This is a genomic window from Mycolicibacterium canariasense (assembly GCF_002101555.1).
Classification (GTDB): Bacteria; Actinomycetota; Actinomycetes; order Mycobacteriales; family Mycobacteriaceae; genus Mycobacterium; species Mycobacterium canariasense.
The window spans coordinates 1-20171 of the sequence record NZ_LQOL01000024.1; the positions used below are offsets into that span (position 1 = coordinate 1).

Annotated in this window: 32 protein-coding genes; all 32 read left to right on the forward strand. The window is 66.9% G+C overall.

Annotation, left to right across the window (positions count from 1 at the left end):
* Positions 1-376, forward strand: a 376-nt coding sequence (locus AWB94_RS03190; RefSeq protein ID WP_207626211.1) for a hypothetical protein, incomplete at its 5' end; no start/stop codon positions are given.
* A 71-nt stretch (positions 377-447) separates the two neighbouring features.
* Positions 448-654, forward strand: a complete 207-nt coding sequence (locus AWB94_RS03195) for a hypothetical protein (protein ID WP_062659556.1) — start codon at positions 448-450, stop codon at positions 652-654.
* A 3-nt stretch (positions 655-657) separates the two neighbouring features.
* Positions 658-1017, forward strand: a complete 360-nt coding sequence (locus AWB94_RS03200) for a hypothetical protein (RefSeq protein ID WP_234811599.1) — start codon at positions 658-660, stop codon at positions 1015-1017.
* A gap of 75 nt (positions 1018-1092) precedes the next feature.
* A complete protein-coding gene (locus AWB94_RS03205) occupies positions 1093-1476 on the forward strand; it encodes a hypothetical protein (RefSeq protein WP_085122214.1) in 384 nt (127 codons plus the stop codon).
* Positions 1477-1480: 4 nt separating this feature from the next.
* The gene (locus AWB94_RS03210; protein ID WP_085122216.1) at positions 1481-2113 is read left to right on the forward strand and encodes an exonuclease domain-containing protein; all 633 of its coding nucleotides are present in this window, start codon (positions 1481-1483) and stop codon (positions 2111-2113) included.
* Positions 2114-2199: 86 nt separating this feature from the next.
* Positions 2200-2889, forward strand: coding sequence for a hypothetical protein (locus AWB94_RS03215; RefSeq protein WP_085122218.1), 690 nt, complete (start codon positions 2200-2202; stop codon positions 2887-2889).
* Entirely contained in the window at positions 2886-3176 is a 291-nt protein-coding gene (locus AWB94_RS35470) for a YegP family protein (protein ID WP_062659555.1), read from the forward strand. The genes AWB94_RS03215 and AWB94_RS35470 overlap by 4 nt, the downstream gene beginning before the upstream one ends.
* Before the next feature lie 11 nt (positions 3177-3187).
* Entirely contained in the window at positions 3188-3526 is a 339-nt protein-coding gene (locus tag AWB94_RS03225) for a hypothetical protein (protein WP_131805411.1), read from the forward strand.
* Positions 3523-4404 (forward strand): PD-(D/E)XK nuclease-like domain-containing protein, encoded by an 882-nt coding sequence (locus AWB94_RS03230; protein WP_085122220.1) that lies wholly within the window; start codon positions 3523-3525, stop codon positions 4402-4404. Before AWB94_RS03225 ends, AWB94_RS03230 begins: the two co-directional genes overlap by 4 nt.
* Positions 4401-5423: a hypothetical protein gene (locus AWB94_RS03235; protein WP_109790500.1), complete on the forward strand. Its 1023-nt coding sequence runs from the start codon at positions 4401-4403 to the stop codon at positions 5421-5423. The genes AWB94_RS03230 and AWB94_RS03235 overlap by 4 nt, the downstream gene beginning before the upstream one ends.
* Positions 5424-5428: 5 nt before the next feature.
* Positions 5429-6334, forward strand: a complete 906-nt coding sequence (locus AWB94_RS03240; RefSeq protein ID WP_085122333.1) for an SPFH domain-containing protein — start codon at positions 5429-5431, stop codon at positions 6332-6334.
* 7 nt (positions 6335-6341) lie between these two features.
* On the forward strand, positions 6342-6605 hold the full coding sequence (locus tag AWB94_RS03245) for a hypothetical protein (protein ID WP_062660498.1): 264 nt from the start codon (positions 6342-6344) through the stop codon (positions 6603-6605).
* Positions 6606-6673: 68 nt separating this feature from the next.
* Entirely contained in the window at positions 6674-7030 is a 357-nt protein-coding gene (locus AWB94_RS03250) for a YfdP family phage-associated protein (protein WP_085122222.1), read from the forward strand.
* Positions 7031-7033: 3 nt separating this feature from the next.
* A complete protein-coding gene (locus AWB94_RS03255) occupies positions 7034-7927 on the forward strand; it encodes a DUF2303 family protein (protein WP_085122224.1) in 894 nt (297 codons plus the stop codon).
* Positions 7924-8337, forward strand: coding sequence for a DUF7736 domain-containing protein (locus tag AWB94_RS03260; protein ID WP_085122226.1), 414 nt, complete (start codon positions 7924-7926; stop codon positions 8335-8337). Before AWB94_RS03255 ends, AWB94_RS03260 begins: the two co-directional genes overlap by 4 nt.
* Positions 8338-8489: 152 nt before the next feature.
* On the forward strand, positions 8490-10019 hold the full coding sequence (locus AWB94_RS03265; protein WP_085122228.1) for a DNA cytosine methyltransferase: 1530 nt from the start codon (positions 8490-8492) through the stop codon (positions 10017-10019).
* Positions 10016-11413 carry a DNA-methyltransferase gene (locus tag AWB94_RS03270; RefSeq protein WP_085122230.1) on the forward strand — a complete coding sequence of 466 codons (1398 nt, stop codon included), beginning with the start codon at positions 10016-10018 and terminating at the stop codon, positions 11411-11413. Before AWB94_RS03265 ends, AWB94_RS03270 begins: the two co-directional genes overlap by 4 nt.
* 43 nt (positions 11414-11456) lie before the next feature.
* The gene (locus tag AWB94_RS03275) at positions 11457-12056 is read left to right on the forward strand and encodes a 3'-5' exoribonuclease (protein WP_085122232.1); all 600 of its coding nucleotides are present in this window, start codon (positions 11457-11459) and stop codon (positions 12054-12056) included.
* A complete protein-coding gene (locus AWB94_RS03280; protein WP_207626212.1) occupies positions 12049-13170 on the forward strand; it encodes a phage Gp37/Gp68 family protein in 1122 nt (373 codons plus the stop codon). The genes AWB94_RS03275 and AWB94_RS03280 overlap by 8 nt, the downstream gene beginning before the upstream one ends.
* A gap of 35 nt (positions 13171-13205) precedes the next feature.
* The gene (locus AWB94_RS03285) at positions 13206-14183 is read left to right on the forward strand and encodes an rRNA methyltransferase (protein ID WP_085122236.1); all 978 of its coding nucleotides are present in this window, start codon (positions 13206-13208) and stop codon (positions 14181-14183) included.
* Between the two features lie 4 nt (positions 14184-14187).
* Positions 14188-14439: a hypothetical protein gene (locus AWB94_RS03290; RefSeq protein WP_085122238.1), complete on the forward strand. Its 252-nt coding sequence runs from the start codon at positions 14188-14190 to the stop codon at positions 14437-14439.
* Entirely contained in the window at positions 14432-14668 is a 237-nt protein-coding gene (locus tag AWB94_RS03295) for a hypothetical protein (protein ID WP_085122240.1), read from the forward strand. The genes AWB94_RS03290 and AWB94_RS03295 overlap by 8 nt, the downstream gene beginning before the upstream one ends.
* On the forward strand, positions 14661-15023 hold the full coding sequence (locus AWB94_RS03300) for a DUF4326 domain-containing protein (RefSeq protein ID WP_064961409.1): 363 nt from the start codon (positions 14661-14663) through the stop codon (positions 15021-15023). The genes AWB94_RS03295 and AWB94_RS03300 overlap by 8 nt, the downstream gene beginning before the upstream one ends.
* Positions 15024-15177: 154 nt before the next feature.
* Positions 15178-15441, forward strand: a complete 264-nt coding sequence (locus AWB94_RS34475) for a hypothetical protein (RefSeq protein WP_133058201.1) — start codon at positions 15178-15180, stop codon at positions 15439-15441.
* Positions 15438-15755: a hypothetical protein gene (locus AWB94_RS03310; protein WP_085122244.1), complete on the forward strand. Its 318-nt coding sequence runs from the start codon at positions 15438-15440 to the stop codon at positions 15753-15755. The genes AWB94_RS34475 and AWB94_RS03310 overlap by 4 nt, the downstream gene beginning before the upstream one ends.
* Complete coding sequence (locus tag AWB94_RS03315) at positions 15743-16210, forward strand: ASCH domain-containing protein (RefSeq protein WP_085122246.1); 468 nt, start codon at positions 15743-15745, stop codon at positions 16208-16210. The genes AWB94_RS03310 and AWB94_RS03315 overlap by 13 nt, the downstream gene beginning before the upstream one ends.
* Entirely contained in the window at positions 16203-16571 is a 369-nt protein-coding gene (locus tag AWB94_RS35655; RefSeq protein WP_234811600.1) for a DUF6283 family protein, read from the forward strand. Before AWB94_RS03315 ends, AWB94_RS35655 begins: the two co-directional genes overlap by 8 nt.
* Positions 16568-17191, forward strand: a complete 624-nt coding sequence (locus AWB94_RS03325; RefSeq protein ID WP_133058202.1) for a hypothetical protein — start codon at positions 16568-16570, stop codon at positions 17189-17191. Before AWB94_RS35655 ends, AWB94_RS03325 begins: the two co-directional genes overlap by 4 nt.
* Positions 17191-18306, forward strand: a complete 1116-nt coding sequence (locus AWB94_RS03330; protein WP_085122250.1) for a hypothetical protein — start codon at positions 17191-17193, stop codon at positions 18304-18306. Before AWB94_RS03325 ends, AWB94_RS03330 begins: the two co-directional genes overlap by 1 nt.
* Positions 18299-18841 (forward strand): hypothetical protein, encoded by a 543-nt coding sequence (locus AWB94_RS03335; protein ID WP_085122252.1) that lies wholly within the window; start codon positions 18299-18301, stop codon positions 18839-18841. The genes AWB94_RS03330 and AWB94_RS03335 overlap by 8 nt, the downstream gene beginning before the upstream one ends.
* Positions 18834-19508: a hypothetical protein gene (locus AWB94_RS03340; RefSeq protein ID WP_085122254.1), complete on the forward strand. Its 675-nt coding sequence runs from the start codon at positions 18834-18836 to the stop codon at positions 19506-19508. Before AWB94_RS03335 ends, AWB94_RS03340 begins: the two co-directional genes overlap by 8 nt.
* The gene (locus AWB94_RS03345; protein ID WP_085122256.1) at positions 19505-20152 is read left to right on the forward strand and encodes a hypothetical protein; all 648 of its coding nucleotides are present in this window, start codon (positions 19505-19507) and stop codon (positions 20150-20152) included. Before AWB94_RS03340 ends, AWB94_RS03345 begins: the two co-directional genes overlap by 4 nt.
* The last annotated feature ends 19 nt before the right edge of the window (positions 20153-20171 follow it).

Consider the following 20171-nt stretch of genomic DNA (forward strand, 5'->3'; position numbering starts at 1 on the left):
GCCAACTGTCGTTGGTCAGTGCGTCATGACCGCGGCCATCAACACTTTCGGTCTGCCGCTGGCGCTCGGCGCTGCGCTGGCGTTCGTCGAGTGGATCACCCGGCGTATCGCCGTCGCGGCGGACTGGGCCCGCGATGAGTGGTGGCGCGCATGGCCCGCCGACGCGGTCGCGAAGGCTGACGCGCTCGCGCGCATCGAAGAGGACCACGACGTGCTGGATCCCGGCCAGGTCCTCCCTGATGACCTGTACGCGGCGCAGCGCCGGCTGGACTGCCCGCCGTGGACGATCTCGGCCTGCCAGCGGCACGGCCTGGTGACGATCGTCCGGCCCGGCGACGGCTGCCCTGAGTGTTTCCCGCCGACCGGCGGGCAGTGAAAGCAAGAGGCCCCGGACGCCTGAGAACGAAACCGGGACCTCTCCACCCACAACAGAAAGCGAGTTCTGAGGTGAGCACCACCAGTGTATGCCGTGCCGCGAGCGCCGCACCCTCCGCTGATCCATGGCGGAAGTCCGCCTGGCCGTACGACATCGCCGTGCGGCCCAGCCGCCACCCCGAGCTGGCCCGCATCGGCAGCGTCCTCGCATGGGCGTCCGTGGCCGCGGCGCCGTTCCTGTTCGGCGGCGCCATCTACTTCGCGTTCGGAGGCATCTGACCTGTGGACACCACGCTGACCCGGCGGCGACGACGAAAGCCGTACCGCACCCAGACAACCGGCGGAACCACGAGCGCCGAGGTGAGACACCAGACCCAGCAGGCCATCACTGCTGCGCACCGCATCCTCGCCAACTGCGGGGTGACGATGTCGCCGTCGAAGGTCAGCCGCCTGGTCCGCCAGTTCGAGGCGCGGGTCGCCCGCAACGGCTGGACGCTGTTCGAGTTCATCGCCAACGCCGTCAGCCTGTCCGCCGACCAGCGCCGCCAGGCGCTCGCCCATCCCGACATCGTCTGCGTGCTCAGCTACGCGGATCCCACCGGTGAGACTGCGGTGAACAACGTTCTCCGCCGCACCAGCTAGCCAACCTCATCCCATTTCGCCTGTAGGCGTTCCGGTTTCGACCGGGACGCCTACAGGTCGTACCCAAGGAGACTCATGGACCGACTCGTCGCGCGGCTCGGCGCCTGCGCCGTCATCGGCGCAGCGATCGCAGCACCGATCGTTCACCCCCCGAACGCGGACGCGTACACCCGCACCCACACCGTCCCGGTCACCGTGCTCATCGCATGGTCCGGCGCCGACTGCGTTGACCTCCGCGAACCAGACCCCACCACTGACCGCACGACGATGGCCGCCACTGTCGACTGCCACCCGGCCGGCGCAGACGCGGTCAGCTACCTGTCCGGAGTCGGGCAGCTCTACGGCGTCCGGATCTCGTCCCGCACCGATGTCGGCCTGGCCTGTGAGGTGAAGATCGCCGGCCGGACCGTGATCAAGCAGAACGCGTACGCGTACGTCGACTGCATGGGCCGGTGGTGACCCCGTGACCGACGTACTCGACCTATGGATCGTCGACACCGAGACAACCGGTCTGGACGAGCACATTCATGTGCCGATCGAAGTCGCCGCAGTGAATTACCACACCGGCGAGGTGATTTCGTTCGTCCCGTACGTGTCGCCCGAGGACCTCGCGGCCGCAGACCCGAAGGCGATGGCGCTGAACCGGTACGCCGAACGTGACCTCGCCAGCCAGGCGTTGGAGCCGTACGAAACTGCCGCCCGCTACGAGTCACTGTTCCGTGCGCTGCAGGGCCAGAGGCTTGGTGGTGCCAATCCGCGGTTCGACGCTGTCATGCTCTGCAGCGGCTACGGGCGGGCCATCCACCGATCGATCCACTCTGCGGTGCCCGAGGATGGCGAGCAGTTCCCCCTGGTGCCCGAATCGTGGCACCACCGGCTGCCCGCCGTCGAGTCCTACGTCGCAGGAGCGCTGGGGCTCGAACCATGGGACGTGCCGTCGCTGGCCCAAGCGTGCCAGCTGCTCTCCGTGGATCGCTCGCCGGACAGCGAGCACACCGCACTGGCCGACGCCCGCGCCGCTGCAGAGTGCTTCCGCCGGGCCCACCAGATGGTCGCGCAGCGTAATGCGCCTGTACCACCGCTGGTGGTCGAGTGAGCGCCCCATGCGTCGAATGCGGCGCGCCGGCCGTCGCCGGGCGCGGCCGGTGCGAGAACCACTACGCGACACACCGTCGCCGTCTGATGGCGTACGGGAAGTGGGAACCGGAGTGGATCGACCCCACCGAGGCGCAGATTCACCTCGCGACGCTGCGCGCCGCCGGCCTGGGGCACCGTCGACTGAGCAAGCTCACAGGCCTGAGCAGGCCTACGCTGCAGCAGATTCCGCGGGTTACACGGGTGAGCCGAAAGACGCGCGACGCGATCCTCGCTGTGCCGATTCCAGTCACGGCGCTGTTCCACCCCGTGTTCGCCCCCGGCACTCAGATCAGCGCTATCGGATCTCAGCGGCGCCTCCGCGCGTTGGCCGCGATCGGTTGGGACAGTGAGACCGTCGGCGCGCTGCTCGGCGGCAGTAGACACCGTGTCACCACCATCACCAGCGGCCGACAGACGAAGGTCACGGTCGCTCGCGCGCGCACCATCGCCGAGCTATTCAACCAACTCCACATGAAGCCCGGCCCGTCCGCCAAGGCGCGCCGGCTTGCCGAGCTGAAGGGCTGGGACGTCCCGTTCGCTTGGGACGAGGACACCATCGACAACCCCAGCGCCGAGCCCGATACCGGCGAGAAGCGATGGGTCAGTACCAGCGAGCGGATCAACGAGATCCGCAACGACCTCGGCATACACGCCGTCGAACAGATCGCCCAAATCCTGGGCAAGAAACCGAGAACCGTTGAGCGACAGCTCAACAGAATGCAGGAGGCATCGTGACACCCACCAGCACCATCCAGCCCGGCCAGACAGCGGAACGGGGCACCGTGCTGTTGCCGATCGGTGCGCGCATCGTCACGGTGTACCCCGCGTCTGACGGCCACCGCTGGCGGCTGCGGTACCAGCACAACATCCTGTCGGACTCCGGTCAGGCCTACGCCGCGAAGCAGTCCGCGCTCGACGCCGCACGTAAGAACGGCGTGCCGGCGGGCGACTTCCCGGTGATCCTCGAATACGACCGGCGCCGCGGCAGCTCCAGCACCCCCGTGTGGGAACGCATTCGCTGATGCAACAGCCGATGAGCGCGGACGGGTTCGAGTGGAACGAAACACTCACCCGCGACGCCATCAAATCCGGCCGCTCCATGGGCGTGTGCGAATGGCACGGCGACCACCCGGCCACCGATATGCATCACCGCCGCAACGCTTCCCAGGGCGGCCCCTGGCACCCGGCGAACATCGTTCACATCTGCCGCGCGATCCACCACCACCTCACGGTGCACCCGGCCTGGGCGCACCAGGTAGGGCTCACCCTGCGCGAGGGTGAATCCACGGCGCGGCCGATCCGTCTCCCGTCCGGTTTGGAGCTGATCCTCACCGACGAGCTGATCGCGAAAGCTGGGGTCAACGCCCGATGACTGCAGTGCTCACAGCCGTCCCTCTTGAAGACGGTGTGTACCCGGACCTCCCGGAGGAGATCTATCACAACGACCCAGACAGCTTGTCCTCCAGCGGTGCCCGCCAACTGCTCAGGACCAGCCCCCGGAAGTTCCGGCTGGCTCAGCGAGTTGAGAAGCGCGAGTGGGATGTCGGCCACGTCGTGCATAAGCTCATCCTCGGCAAAGGCTCCGAGATCGCGGTGCTCGATCCGGCAGTTCACGGTCTGACACAAGACCAGAAGTCGACCAAGAGCTTTCGGCAGACCGCAATGTGGCAGGCCGCCGAAGCTGACGCCCGGGCCCGTGGAGCAGTGCCGATCAGCATCAGCGACTACGAAACCGCCGAGGCGATGGCCGCCGCCGTGTGGGACAACGACTACGCCGCCGATCTGCTGTCCGCGGGAGACCCAGAGATCTCTGGATACTGGACCGACCCGCTGTCTGGGGCGCGGCTGCGTTTGCGGACCGACTGGCTACACCCAGGCCGCAGCCGCATCATCATCGTCGACTACAAGACGACGAAGAACGCTGAGCCGCACGCATTCTGGAAATCGGTCTCCGAGTACGGATACCACTGCCAGGACGCCTGGTACCGCGACGGCGTCATCGCATGCGGGATCGACGACGACCCACTTTTCCTATTCATCGCGCAGGAGAAGGAATTCCCCTACGAGGTCACCGTCCACGAATCACGGCCCACCGACGTCAACCGTGGACGGGCGTTGAACCGCAAGGCCATCAACCTGTGGGCTCAATGCCACAAATCGAACGAGTGGCCCGGCTACCCGCCTGGCATTCACACCATCCGACACCCCTCGTACGCCATACACCGTGAACAGGAACAGATCGCATCATGACCGCCGCCCGTGAGATCGTCCCGGCCAGATTCGGCCGCGGACACGTCACCCCGGCCAGCACCGCCCAGCAGGACCGCACGATCGCCGAAGTGCAAGCCGCAGTCGTGGTCAGCCGAAGCAACCCCCGCGACGACGCCGCCGCCGAACGCGAAATGGAATCGGTGTGCCGGCGCCCTGAGATGGCCGAGCAGGCCTTCTACCAAGTGGACCGAACGTTCCGACCGAGCGTCCACCTGGCGCGCGAGCTCGCGCGAATCTGGGGCAACCTCGACTACGGCGTCAAGGAGCTGGACCGCGACGGCCAGCAGGGGGTTTCCGAGGTCCTGGCGTTCGCCTGGGACGTGCAAAAGAACTCCCGCAGTAGTCGCACGTTCCTGAACCCGCACCAGCGCAACGAGGGTGCCCTGCGCGTCGAACTGACTGACCTGCAGGACATCTACCTGTCCAACCAGAACGTCGGCGCCCGGGCGGTCCGCGAGGTGATCTTCTCGATCCTTCCCCGCTGGTTCGTGGAGAAGGCCCAGAACATCTGCCGCCAGACGCTCGAACGCGGGAACGGTGAACCGCTGCCCGACCGCATCGCCGCGCTGGTGCGCGAATTCGACGACCTCGGCGTCTCCGAACAGCAGCTCGAGGCCCGCCTCGAACGGGACCGCCACACCTGGACCCCGCAAGACCTGGCCCAGCTCACCGTCGCCGGGAACTCGATCCGTCGCGGCGAGGTGCGCCGCGAGGAACTGTTCCCGATCGTCCAGCGGTCATCCGCGGCCGGCGACGAGATCGCACGCGTATCGGACAAGGCGCCGGCCACCGATGATCCATCACCAATCACCCGCCGGCTGCTGAGCAACGTGAAGCGCCAGCTGGCTGCCGAACGGAACCTGACCGTCCCCAGTCACCCCGACACCCTGCAGTACGTCGGGACCGTCGTCGAGCGAGAGATCACCAAGCTCGACGAACTCACCTGCGGGGAAGCACACCGCGTCCTCGCTGCACTCACAACAACCAAGGAGAACTGAACGAAATGTCATGGCAAGCCTGGTTCTTTCTGATCGTCGGCGCTCTGGCGCTGATGCTCTTCCTCGGCGGCGTCGTCGCCAAAGCGCTGTCGGGTGGCCGATCCGAGGGCGGCCCCGAAGTCACCATCACGGGGTCCATTGTGGTGTTCGTCATCGCCCTCATCGTGCTGCTGACTGGCGCATTCACGATCGTCGGCACCCGCCAGGTCGGCATCGCAACGAGCTTCGGAAAGCCGACCGGCCAGACGTATTCGAACGGCCTGCACTGGAAGGCGCCGTGGGTCGAGGTCACCGAGATGGACGCCGCGATCCAGAACGACACCTACAAGGGCGAATCACGCATCGCGGTCCGCCTGGGCAACAACTCCACCGCCCTGGCCGACGTGTCGATCCGCTGGCAGATCAAGCAGGACGCCGCCGACACCCTGTTCGTCGACTACAAGACATTCGACAACGTCCGCGCCAACCTGATCACCCGCAACCTGCAGGCAGCGCTCAACGAGTCGTTCGCCAAGTTCGACCCGCTGGCCACGAAGAACCTGGAGTCCTCACCGCTGCCGGAGCTGGCCAACAACACCGCGAACCTGTTGCGCGGCAAGGTCGGTACCCAGGTCGAAATCTTCGACGTCACCATCCCGACGATCGACTACGACGACGAGACCGAGAAGCGCATCAACGACATCAACGCCGAGCGGGCCCGCACCACCGCGGCCGAGCAGGCCGTGAAGACGGCCGAGCAGACCCGCAAGGCCAACGAGCAGCTGGCCACCGCGCCGGCCCCGCCGAACGCGCTGGTGATCATCCAGACCTGCATCAACAAGGCACTCGACAAGGGCCAGAACCCCGCCGGGTGCTGGCCCATCGGCGGCAACGTCGTCCCGACTCTGGCCGTACCGAACCCCGGGCAGTAGGCCAGTCATGGCAAAGGGTTCGACATTCAAAACTGACATCGTTCTGGGGCAGCAGTATCGCGACGCCCAAACTGGTTTCACTGGCCACGCCACCGCTGTCTATTTCTTCCAGCACGGCTGCGAACGCGTGCAGCTCAAGGCTCTTCACGACGGCGAGCTGAAAGAGCACGTGTTCGACGCGCCGGAACTGGAGCACGTCGCCAGCGGCCGCCGCGCGACTTCGACCCGCACAGGCGGTCCTCACGACCGCACACCCGTGGCCCGCAGGTAAGCCGCGACCTCAACGTCTCGCCGGAAGGCGGCGAAGCGCAACGCAACACCCACACGAAAGGAATCACCGTGCCCGAGCAGAACCACAAACCAGCTGATGCAACGGAATTCGCGGCCGTGCTGCTCGGCCACGACAAGGGCCGTGCACACGACAATGCCTCGAAGCTACTCCGCGAGGCCGTCGAAGCGGTCAAGCTCACCGGCCGCAAAGCCTCTGTCACCGTCAAGTTCGACATCGCGCCGATGAAGAACAACGCCCGCGTCGTCCAGATCGGCGACAAGGTGACCGCCACCATCCCCGAGGACAAGCGGGATTCCATCTGGTTCACCGACGACGAAGGCGGCCTGCACCGCAACGATCCCGACCAGCTCCAGATGGAGTACGGCGGGGCACCCACCAACGCATCCACCGAAGGGAAGAACTGACCCATGACCGTCACTCTGTCCGCCAGCGAAGTGCAGCCCGACGACGTGCTGCTGCACGACCAGCCGCAGCAGGCCATCGTCGTCGGCACCAACATCCCGGGCCTGACTCACGTCATCGGCACCACAGCGGCCAACGGCCTGGAAACCAGGACGATCGACGACGCGCAGCACCTGGCCAACCCGCGGCGCGCCATCGGCACCCGCACGGTGTCGGAGACGCTGTCGTTCCTCGACGAGCTCGACCGCCGGCCTCTCACGCAGGGCTTGTCTACGCTGTGGGGTGACTACACCAAGGGGCGTGTCGTCGCGATCTACAACGATCACGACTCCGAGCGCGCTGGTTGGCGCGACGACCGGCTGGTGCTGCAGTTGGTCGATGATCCGGACTGGGTCCGCTGGCACAGTGTGTCCGGTAAGTGGTTCAGCCAGTACGACTTCGGTGATCTGATCGAGGAGTTGCTGCACACGGTCAGCGACCCCGACCAGGCCGACCTGCTGGAGATCATCAACAGCATCCGCGCCTCGCAATCCGGCAAGTTCGAATCGAAGATCGAACGGTCGACGAGCGACCAGGAACTCACCTACACCACCGAGACGACGGCTTCAGCAGGCAGCGCTACCCGCAAGCTCGAGGTCCCGAAGACCATCACGCTGCGTCTGCGGCCGTGGGAGGGCCATGTCGCTGCACCGGTCGAAGGCGAATCGTTGCCGGCGCAATGGGTCGGCACCTACGAGGTCGAGGCGTGGTTCCGGCTGCTGGTCTCCAACGGTGAACTGAAGCTCGCCATCAAGCTGAAGCCGACGCAGCAGCTGGTCCGTCAGGCGTGGGCCGAAGCTGTCAACGCCATCGTCGGCAAGACCGACATCCCGGTGCTGGCGTACCGGGACCAGCGGTGACTTCTGCCGCTGCCCGCCGGTTCCCGGTGCCGTCGGTGCTGTACGTCAGCACCGGCGGCACCGCGGGGCTGTGCGACAGCCATGGCCTCGCTGTCGTGCAGGAGCTGCTCGGCCACATGACCGGACACCCGATCTTCCTGCACCAGATTCCCCGCGCGGTCGACGTGTGCCGCAAGTACCTCGTCGACCAGTACCCGTGGCTGGAAGCCCTGCAGCCGACCAACGCCCAGGCCGGGGACGCCCGGAAGCTCGCGCACTGGGTCGCCAAGGTCATTGCGGCCCGCGGCGAAACGCTGCTGGTGTCCGCGCTGCCCGGTGGCGCCTACGCCTATATGAGCCCGGTCGACGAGTTCTGCGAGCAACTCGCCGACGGTGTCGGCGCCACGGCCGCGGCGGGCCCCGCCGAATGACCGGGACGCCGGTGCTCATCGCCGCACGGCCACCCGACGCCGTGGGACCCGTGGACCCGCGGCAACTGGATCTTCATCGGAACGGTCGTGACCCCGTCCCATCTCGTCTGGCACGTCTACACGGGCCCAGCTGAGGGAGAACCGATCTACTCATGAGCCCGACGGCTACCACTCAGCACCCGAGAATCGGTTCGCTCTTCTCGGGCGCCGGCGGATTGGACCTCGCCGTTGAGCACGTATTCGGTGGCCGCACCGTCTGGCAGTGCGAGCTCGACCCAGCCGCCGCCGCGGTGCTCGCGTATCGCTGGCCTGGCGTGCCGAACCTCGGCGACATCACAGCTGTCGACTGGTCGGCGGTCGAACTCGTCGACGTGCTCTGCGGCGGGTTCCCCTGCCAAGACGTGTCAGCGGCCGGGCGCCGCGCCGGCATCCAGGCTGGCACCCGGTCGGGGCTGTGGGCGATGTTCGCCGACGCCATCGCTGGCCTGCGACCTCGGTACGTGGTTATCGAGAACGTCCGCGGTCTGCTGAGCGCCGATGGTGAGCCATGGCCCACCGAGGTGCAGGCGGCTGATGCGGAAGTTCAACGCCTTGGCCGCGTTGTGGCGCTCATCAAACACAAGATCGATAAGGCAATCCGAAACGGTTGGTGGCATGGGGAACACAAGCGGCGCAAGCAATCCGAGGCCGCTCGCATGGCTCGACAGAGAGACCGGGCACTGGCTCGATTCCGATCCTTGCGACGTCGACTTGTTCAGCGAGCGATCGGGACAGTTGTTGGAGACCTGGCCGACCTCGGGTATGACACGCAATGGACGACTGTTTCCGCTGCCAGCGTCGGTGCACCGCACAAGCGGGAGCGAATTTTCATCCTCGCAACTCCTACCGACGCCGGTCACGCAACCGAGCACGGGCAACGGTCATGCGCGGAACCTTGGCGGCGAGATCAAGAACCTGCTGCCGACACCCCGGGTGAGCGCCGAACGGACATCGAGAGGTGCGGCTACCCGGCGGGACAGCCGGTCAGCACCGAGCCTGGAGCAGGCAGTGGAGATCGCAGCAGGCCAACTGCCGCGGGAATTCGAGAGCTTCCAGGAACTGCCGCAGAGCTGGCAACCGTAAGCCTGCTGCCGACCACTGCGGCATCTCGGTCTGGCCGAAACCGGTCAGCCAGTGATGGTGCCGCGATCAGGCCATCGATCGACAGCATCACCGATCTACTCCCAACCCCGGCCGCCAGAGACGGCAAGGGAGCCAACCCGAATCGTCAAGGCGGGCTCGACCTCCCAGGCGCACTGTTGCCAACACCAGCTGCCTCGGACGCGAACCGCGGTCCAGATCTCGCGCGTGCGAACCGAGCGGGTTCGGGTGGAGACGATCTGCATACGTTCGTTTACAAGACCGGCCGCACCCAACAGTGGGGCAAGTACGCGGCGGCGATCGCGCGTTGGGTGGCGGTGACGCGACCCGCGCCATCGCCGACCGAGCCGAACACGAAGGGCAATCCGTACCTTGCGCCGGCGTTCCCCGAGTGGATGCAGGGATGGCCCGCCGGCTGGGTAACCGCCGTGCCCGGCATCTCCCGCAACGACATGCTGCGCATCATCGGCAACGGAGTGTGCCCGCAGCAGGCCACCGCGGCGCTGAGCCAGCTCCTAGCGGTCTGTCGGGTGGCGGCGTGAACGCCTACTACCGGGACGACTCGGTGATCGTGCACCACGGTGATTGCCTCGACGTGCTCAAGACGCTGCCGGCGAACTCTGTCGACGCGGTGGTCACGGACCCGCCGTACGGCATTTCGTTCATGGGCCGGGAGTGGGACCAGCCTGGCCAGTTCGGATCCCGACGCGGCGACGGCAAGCCGCGCGGCGGGCACCCGAACTCCCGCCAAGCCCACGACGCCATGGCCGCGGGAAGCTACGACCTGTCACCGTCCGCGCTGCGGAACTTCCAACTCTGGTGTGAAAGATGGTCATTCGAGTGCCGCCGTGTTCTGCAGCCGGGTGGGTACCTGGTGAGCTTCGGCGGATCGCGCACTTGGCACCGGCTAGCCGCCGGCATCGAGGACGCCGGGTTCGAGATGCGCGACTCGATCGCATGGCTGTACGGGTCCGGATTCCCGAAGTCACTCGATGTGTCTAAGGCGCTCGATAAGGCGGCTGGTGCTGAACGTGAGGTCATAGGCACCAAACACGGTCAGCCTGGTTATTCCCTCACCGACGGCAACGGCGACCACCGCACCTACGGAAAGGGGCTGGGCAACACCGGCAGCGGTGAAGCTGAATGCGCCGTCACAGCGCCGGCCACCTCGGAGGCGCGCGAATGGTCTGGTTGGGGCACCGCACTCAAGCCGGCGTTCGAGCCGATCGTGGTCGCCCGGAAGCCGTTCGCGGGCACCGTCGCGCAGAACGTGGTCGAGTACGGCACCGGCGCGCTGAACATCGACGGCTGCCGAGTGCCCGGCGATAACTCAGCCACGATCAACCGCCGTAAGGGGTCAACCGCATTCTTGTCCGATCGGTCAGCGCGCGAAGCTGAATCTTCTGGTCGGATGGAATCACGCACCAGCCCGGAGCGGTACCGGGAGGAACGGCCGGGTGAACTGATCGGCCGCTGGCCGACGAACGTCGTGCTCGACGAGAACCAGGCCACCGAGCTGGACCAGCAGAGCGGCACGCTGTCGTCCGGCAGCCGGCGACCGGGTCAGTACGGGCTGATGGGGTACCACGGGGCCGGTTCCGCTCCCATGCCCGCCGTAGACGGCGACAGCGGCGGCGCGTCGCGGTTCTTCCCGGTGTTCCGGTACGAGGCCAAGGCACCCGGGTCTGAGCGGCCCAGCGTCGACGGTGCTGCGCACCCGACAGTGAAGCCGTTGGACCTGATGCGGTGGCTGGTCAGGCTCGTCACGCCGCCGAACGGCTTGGTGCTGGACCCGTTCGCCGGGTCGGGCACGACGGCCGAGGCCTGCATCCACGAGCACATGCGCTGCATCACGATCGAACGCGAAGCCGAGTACCTGCCGCTGATCACCGCGCGGTTGTCCAAGCCAATGGCGATCGGATTCGACTTCGGCTGAACCACCTCCGTCCCAACCCAACTCGACAACCAAGGAACCCTGCATGACCGTCTACTGCTACGACACCGAATTCCTCGAAGACGGAACCACGATCGATCTGATCTCGATCGGCATCGTCTGCGCGGACGGCCGCGAGTACTACGCCGTCAATGCCGACTGCGACTTCGTCGCCATCCGCGACCATGACTGGCTGTGGGAGAACGTGGTTCCGCATCTGCCGACCACGGTCCCAAGCCGTTTTCCGCTGAAAGGTCGGCACGTGACAGTGCTCGACCTCAAGGCCGCCGCGGTGAAGCCGAAGTGGGTAATAGCCAACGAGGTCCGCGCGTTCATCGTCGACCACATCACCCCGATCGGCGAGAACGAAGGAAAACCAATCTACGTCAGCGAGGACATCCCCGAGCTGTGGGCCTACTACGGCGCGTACGACCACGTCGCGCTCAGCCAACTGTGGGGTCCAATGATCAACCACCCGCACCTCATGCCGATGTTCACCCACGAGCTGGTGCAGGAAATGGAACGCGTCGGCGTCGAAGCTGACATCGTCCCGAAGCCCAAGGATCTCCACAATGCGCTGGCCGATGCCCGATGGAACATGGCCGTGCTCAGTGAGATCCGACACCAGGCAGCATCCCGTGGCTGACACCGCCATCGAGTGGGCGACGAAGGTGTGGAACCCGACCACCGGCTGCGACCGGGTATCACCGGGCTGTGACCACTGCTATGCGCTGACGATGGCGAAGCGGCTGAAAGGCATGGGACACCCGAAGTACCAGCGCGACGGCGACCCACGCACGTCCGGTCCGGGGTTCGGCGCCGCTCACCATCCGGCGGTGCTGAGTGATCCGTTCAAGTGGCGGAAACCGCAACGTGTGTTCGTGAATTCGATGTCCGACCTGTTTCACAAAGCTATCCCGGACGAGTTCATCGCGGGCGTGTGGTCGGTGATGAAGCGGAACCCCGACCACACGTTCATGGTGCTGACGAAGCGTCACGACCGGATGCGGTCACTGGTGTCATCGCCCGAGTTCCGGGAGATGGTGTTCACCCTGGGCGGTGTCGGCTGCGGACAGGCCGGCGGGCACCTCGAGCATTTTCGGCAGTGGCCGGTCCCGAATGTGTGGCTCGGTGTGAGTACCGAGAATCAGCGTTGGGCTGACATCCGGATCCCGGCACTGCTCGACACCCCGGCCGCTGTCCGGTTCATCAGTGCCGAGCCGCTGCTCTACCAGGTCCTGCTACGGCAGGCTTGGCTGCACCCGATCATGAAGAACCCGACGCCCGAGAACAACGCGCTCGGCCGCCGCATCGCGAAGGAGCGCGGTGTCGGTCTGATCGACTGGGTGATCGCCGGTGGCGAGTCAGGACGTGGTGCCCGGCCGATGAACCCGCGGTGGGCTCGTTCGCTGCGCGACCAATGCGTCGCCGCTGGGGTGCCGTTCTTCCTCAAGCAGTGGGGTGAATGGGGTCCGGCGCCGTGGAAGATCGACCGCGATCCGGACGAGTTCACCCTGGACTACAAGGCGCGGGCCGAGGCGCTGGGCGCCAGTCACGCGTTCACCGGCGGCCTGTACACCGACGACCACGGTGACTGGGTCGAGAACTTCATGGAGCTGTCCCACAAACCGTGGTCGGTCGAGCGCGCACCGGAGGCCCCGTCGCTGGCCGAAGGGATGAAGCGGTGGGGCAAGAAAGCCGCCGGCCGCGAACTCGACGGCCGCACCTGGGACCAGTTCCCCGAACCCCTCACCGTCTGACCGATTACATCAACCACTCACCAAGGAGACCCGTCATGTCCGTTGCACCCGTCGTCAACACCTACACCGACCACGAAATCTGGTCGGACATCAAGGAAATCAACTCATCGGACGAAAACGTCAAGAAGTTCGTTTTCACCACCGGCGACGCGGTCGCCGAGTCGGTCCTGTACAAGTACCCGACCTACGAGGACCGGACCGTGATCTGCTGCTCAACGCAGAGCGGCTGCCCGGTCGGCTGCCGATTCTGCGGCGCCGGTGACAACTTCGTCCGCAACCTCACCACCGACGAAATCGTCTCGCAGCCGGCGCACCTGATGGACTCGCAGGGCATCGACGCCGGCCGTGTCGAGCGGATGCAGATCATGTTCATGTCGATGGGTGAACCGCTGCTCAACCCGACTCACCTGTTCCCGGCCATCCGCCAGCTCCACGACCTGTACCCGCGCGCGGCACTGCTGATCTCGACGTCGGCGCCGCGAGTGAACTACGCACCCCTGCGGCTGATCAGCCAAGAAGTGCCGACCGTAGGCCTGCAGTTCTCCGTGCACGAAAGCACCGACGCCGCACGGAATCTGCTCGTGCCGTTCAAGGCCAAGCTGTCACTGGCCGAGATCGCGCACGAGGGCGAGCTGTGGTTCGAGGCCACCGGCCGGCAACCGTTCTTCAACTACTGCGTGCACGAACGCAACAACACCGCCGAGGACGTGGCCCGCCTGGTCTCGCTGTTCACGCCGGGCATCTGGCAGGCAACAATCAGCGTGATATGCGAGCGCGACGAGTCGATCGCCGCGGCCAACGAACGGCAACGCCAACTGGCGTCGGACTTCATGACCATGATGCTCGAATCGGGCTACAGCACCCGGATGTTCGACCCGGCCGGCCAGGACGACATCGGCGGCGGCTGCGGCCAGCTCTGGTACGTACAGGACTGGATGGCCCGCCACCCCGAGCTGGCCCGCCCCTCTGTCGGCCATGGGCTCGACGTCGTGCACACCCCGTCGCTGCGCTGAGCCGATGGACGTCTACGTTGTTGTGTTCGACGAGTCGAAGGCCCGGCCGTTGGCTCACCCCGACGAGGTTCGGGCCCGAGTTGTCGGCGTCCGTAACCGGCTGCAGGCCGCCGAGATGCTGCGGACCGACGAGGCCGAGCGCTGGGCCAGAACCAGTGGGGTTCGGCACTTCCCGACAGCCAATCACGTGTCGCTGCACCGCCGCGCCTATGAGGCGATGACGGTGACCAACTGCGAAATGCCCGACGATGAATAGCGTCCGCCGCTGGCTGCGCGCACGGTCGCACCGGCGTGCGCTGGTGCTGATGGCCTGCGTGTGCGTGGTCGCTTCGGTGAGCAGCGCAGTCGGCCTGCTCATCGCGGGGGCACCGGCGCGGGTGCTGTGGATGTCAGCCCTGCAGGGCATCTGTCTATTTGTGGTGTGCGGCGGCGCGCTCCGGCTCGCAATGGCGTTCTTCGACTGGCTGGACGGCGACGATGCCTGAGCGGATCCAGCGTCGGCGCACCCGTGGCTGGCGGACGCCGTTGTGCCGATGCGGGTGCGGCAAGAAGGCGCGGTTTGTTGGCCGGGGCACCCCGTACGGCAACCCATTTCGCGTCATGCGGCACGGCGGTTTCATGTGGGTCAACCCCGGGGGGCGGCATTTCGTGTGCTCGACGGACCGTGAGGGTAACCGCCAGGAGCGTATAGCCGAGTCGGTCGCCCTGTATCGAGAGCGTGGCGTCACACTGCTGACGCCCGCAGAACTTGAACAGCTGCGTGGCCATGACCTCGTTTGCTGGTGCCCGCTCGGCCAGCCTTGCCACGCCGACGTGCTGCTGGAGCTGGCCAATGCGTGACTGCCACGAATGCAGCTGCGGCATCGCACCGCCGTGCGAGGCGTGTGTGAGCTGCCGGGTCTGCAACCCATGCCGGACGTGCGACGAGGTACACGGCGACCCGCGAGGCGACGAGTGCCTGCGCGGCGAGAAAGGCCAGTACACCGTCGTTTACATGCGCCGTCGCTGGTGGCGGCGCCGCGAGGTCGGCAGCAGCGCCGCACTCGTTCAAGGCGACGGCACCGTGCTCCGCGTGGATCCGCCCATGGTGTACGACGTGCTGATCACCCCGCTGGTCCACACCGGTCGGCTGACCCGGGAGGCCTGTGCGGCGGGCGGCTGCTACCTATGCCTCGTGGTGCTGGCCGAGGCCGCCGAACGTGACGCGGCCACGGCTGCCGCTGCCGTCCAGGCTCACGGCAACGGGCGTCTGTCGTGACGTTCCTCGGCCGGATCGATCACTGCCGGCACTGCAACCACCCGCGCCGCGCGCACCGCACCGAGCTGGCGCCGCACTCCGACCGGGTGTGCACCCACACCGGAGCCTGCTCGTGTGTGGGGTTCGCGCCGTCGCACCTGTCCTGGGACGTGTTCCAGGCCCCGCTGGGGTGGTCGGTGCAGTCCCGGGAGACCGGCCGCGAGTGGTCGGGTCTGCCGTCCACAGCCGCGGCCGACCAGCTCGCCAGGACCCTGACCGATCTTGACGACATGTTCGAACGCATCAACCAAGGAGGTGTGACGTGCGCGCTCTGACCGTGCAGCAGCCCTGGGCCAGCGCCATCATCCACGCCGGCAAGACCATCGAGAACCGCACCCAGCTGTGGGCCTACCGCGGGCCGCTGGCCATCCACGCCGGCCGGCTGTGGTCCGACCGCGGCGAGAACAGCACAGTGCTGCGCGACGCGTTCCGGGCGCTGTACCCCGCCTGGAACGGCGGCAAGCTGCCGCGCTGGTCCTTCCCGATGGGCGTGATCATCGGTGTCGTCGACCTGGTCGACGTCCATCGCGCCACCGACTGCTGCACGCCGTGGGGCCAGTACGGGATCTCGTACGCCGAACCAGGTCAGCGCCGCCCACGCCAAGTCACCCACCTGGTGCTGGAGAACCCCCGGCCGCTGCCAGAACCGATCCCGTGCCGCGGCGCCCTCGGCCTGTGGACCCCCACCGTTGACGTGACCAAGCAGCTGCTGGCGGTGACCGGTGGCTGACTGCTCGCTGATCCCGCACCGCCGGTACCCGTGCGGTGAATGCCCTTGGCGCCGTGACACCCCGGCGGGCGCGTTCCCGGCCGAGCGGTACGACGCGCTGCGGGAGACCAGCGGCGGCCCGGGCGCCGAGGCGCCGATCGGTGCGCCGATGTTTGCGTGCCACAAGAGCGTTGAGGGACGCGACGAAGCGTGCGCTGGCTGGCTCGCCGCGGCCGGCGCCGAGCACCTCGGGGTCCGGCTCGCCGTGGTGACCGGCCGTCTGCCCGCCGAGTACCTGACCCCGAACCAGGGGTGGCCCGAACTGTTCGACAGCTACGACGAGATGGCCGAAGTGCAAGCCGGTCAGGAGGTGAATCAGTGACTGAATCGGTGATGCACGTTGTGCGCCAAAGCATTCAGAAGATGTCTGACGATCAGATCCGCGAGCTGATCGTGGCGCTGGTGGGTGGGCTGGTGCACGGCATGGTCGGCGACGTAGCCGCCCGGGCCGACGAGATCGTCGACACCGTCGTCGACAGCATCATCGACCAGCTGACTGAGGCAGCGGACCGAGCTCAGTCAAAGGACGGTCAAACGGTCCGTGTGCAGGACTCGGTGAAACATACATGCGAGATCTGCGGCCGGGTCGGCAGCCGCCGTTTCGTGCCGACAGCGACGGGGTGGAAGTGCGCGCCAACGGCAACGGCCTGCAAGGGGAATCAGCAGCCAGAACCGCCAGCCCCAGCGTTGGAGCACGGCCACGCAGCGACCTATGATCTCGGATGTCGTTGCGGCCCTTGCAAGGTGGCGAACGCCGAACTGAAAGTCGCCGCCGCCCGCACCGGACCGAAGCCAGCAGACGACAAGACACCGGCTGTCACTGCGCGCTGCCAGGACTGCCCGCGCGCGTGGACGATCACGGGGGATCACCTCCGTGTGGCGATCGAGCACCACGAGCAGACCTATTCGCACATCGTCGATTACGCCGAGGTGCCAGCCTGATGCCTCGCGAGTATGCGAAGAACCTGTTTTCGCAGTGGTCGGACGAGGACTTCTGCAACCAGCCCGTGTTCGACAAGCTGTTGTTTCAGGTGCTGAACGGGCAGCGGGCGGTGAACCTGGCCGGCATCCAGCCGATCAACCTGACGCGGTGGCGCAAAGCGATGCGCGACGGCGACCGGGTGCCGTCCGAGCGTGAGGTGAAAGCCGCCCTGATTCGGATGGAGCGCCGGCAGTACGTGTACACCGACGAGGACACCGGCGAGGTGCTGATCCGGACGCGGATCCGCAACGACGATCTGGCCAAGCAGCCGAACCAGTTCCTCAGCGCGCTGCGCCTGCTGGCTGTCGTCGACTCCCGCAAGTTCGCCGCTGTGATGGCGGCCGAGTTGGACCTGATGGTCACCCCGGACGTAAGGGGTGAAACGCCTCAGGCGCGGGTCTTGCGGGAGAACCTGAAGGTCGAGAGTGTCAACGCACGAACCCATCTCAGAGAGTTGGCGGAAGGGTTTACCGAACCCTTCCCGGAACCCTTCCAAGAAGACTTTACGGGAGGCTTACCCGAAGGGTTTATGGAACCCTTCACGCGACCTGGGAAAACAGAACCCTCCCCGGAAGGGTTCCCAGAAGCCTTCCGAGATGGGTCTGTTTATGGTTCTGTTTCAGGTTCACTCCAGACCGTAGGTGGTCACCTTGGGGGTACGCGCGCGAGCGCACCCGACACCGCCGGCACCCAGCCTCACGGCCCACGCAACGAACCCCCCAACAAATCCAGCGACCAAGAACCACCACACCGCTGCGCGAAACACCGCCAGCTGCCCGCCGACGCAGAGATCCCCGACTGCGGGCCCTGCGCCAACTTCCGGCAAGCACACGAACGCTGGACCGTCCGCGACCGCAGACGCCGCGCCGAAGCCGCCGCCGAGTCCGCCCGGGCCGCCGCCGCCCTCAAGGCCCAGGCGATCGCCAACTGCGAGCTGTGCGACCGCGACGGCTACCGCATCGGCACCACCGTCGTCTGCGACCACCAAGACCGGGCCGCCGCCATTGCGCGTGGCCAGGAACTCGTCCGGAAAGCACTCACCAAACCCGACACCAAGGAGACCGACCATGCCTGAAACCACCCCGGCCGCGCCGCCCTGCGCCCCGCAGAACGCCGAACAGCCCCACGCCGGGGTCACCGGCCCCGACGCGGCGTGTGGACCCCGCACGTGGCACCACAGCCGCAAGGGCCGAATCACCGGCCACCTTCTGCGCGCTGACGACACCTGGGCGTGGATCCGGCTCGTCGGCGACCACCGGCTGTCGTACGCGTCCGAGAGCAACCGCGGCCGGATCGACCGAGACGGCGCGATCATCTCGGTGCGCAAATCGTTGCTCACTGACCTGACCGACCGGTGGGACGTCGTCGATCGCGCTCACTACGCCCTGCGTTGGGGCAATTTCGATGCACTCCATGCAGACCTGGTCGCCGAGGTGACGCGGTTGCGCGCCGCGCTCGGTGAGGCGTGGGACGACGGCAACGCGACCGGACTGGACGGCTGGGTCGGCCCCGGACGCGGCGGCCACCTCCCCGTCGACGACCAGGCCGTGCTCAACCGCGACCGCTGCATCGCGCGGTTGGTCAAGGAACCGGTGGCCACCGATGCCTGAGTACAGCCTGGACCAGGCCCGCGACCTCATCGGCGGCGACCGCATCCCCACCGGCGCCATCCCGGCCGCCTGGTGGATCACCACCGACCCGGACCAGCTCGCCGCGTACGACCGCTGGTCGGCCGACTTCGACGCCCATCGCGAGCAGATCGAAGCGCTGGCCGCCACCATTGGCCGGACGGCTGACGACGCGTACTTCACGGTGTTCGGCGACAGATCGGTGCTGACCGGGTTCAGTGTGCCGCGCGAAATGACCTACTGGCATGAGCATCCCGACCACTTACCCGTGCCGGAGGGATGGCGCATCGACAGGAAAACCGACCGCCTGGTGCCCAGCCGACGCACCAAGGCCGACCGAGAAAGCCAGGCCAACAAGGACTTCGCCGCCGTCGCCAGCATCCCGAATGTCCGCACCTACGTCAGCGGCCTGCCCAACGAGGTGTACATCGAGAACCGCGACATGGGCGGAACCGTGTACGGCACCCAGTACCGCCGCGGTGTCGCCTGCGTGATGGCGTTCAAAGGCGGCGACCCGGACCGCACCCCCGAACGCAAGCGGTGGGACGACACCAAGGTCAACACCAACGTGTGGCATCGGCAACGGATCTCCGTGCTGGTGGCGCTCCGTGAGGACTCCGAACGCGCGAAGGCTGAGGCCGACGGATGAGGCCCGTCACCGCTCCGGTCCCGATCCCCGTCACCTGCGCCGGCAGGCCCACCACCGGTGCAGGGTTCGTCGTCCCATGGGCCAATGTGCAGCTCGCCGACGGCGGCGTCGACTTCCGGTCACAGCACCAGACGAAGGTGCAGCGCTGCTGGCTGGAAGGCCGATGCCAGTTGTGCGGCAAGCAGATCTGGCCGCCTCCGCTGGTGTTCTTCGGCGGGCCCCGACAGGTAGCCGCCCTGACGTTCGACGAGCCGCCGATGCACCCGCAGTGCGCGCGATACGCCTCCCAGGTGTGCCCGATGGTGGCCGGCCGGATGGACCACTACCGCACCGGTGACACGGTCACGGCCGGCGCCCGTGGCGCCACGTGCAGCACCCCGGGCTGTGACTGCGGCGGCTGGGTACGAACCCCGGGCCTGAACGTCGGGGAGGGCGGCGACCCGGCGCACGACTGGTACGCCGTGTACGCGTCGAACTTCGCGCTCGGCGTCGCTACCGGCCGACCCGACCGGGTACAGGCAGGCGTCATCGACCCGGCCGATGTCCTTGTGGTGCGGCAAATCTCCAGCCCCGGTTCGGGTCTCATGTGGAAGCGGGTCGACGACTGGCAATCCATCGGGGGCGGCGGTGCGCGACCCATATGACCCGTACGCGGATGAGCGC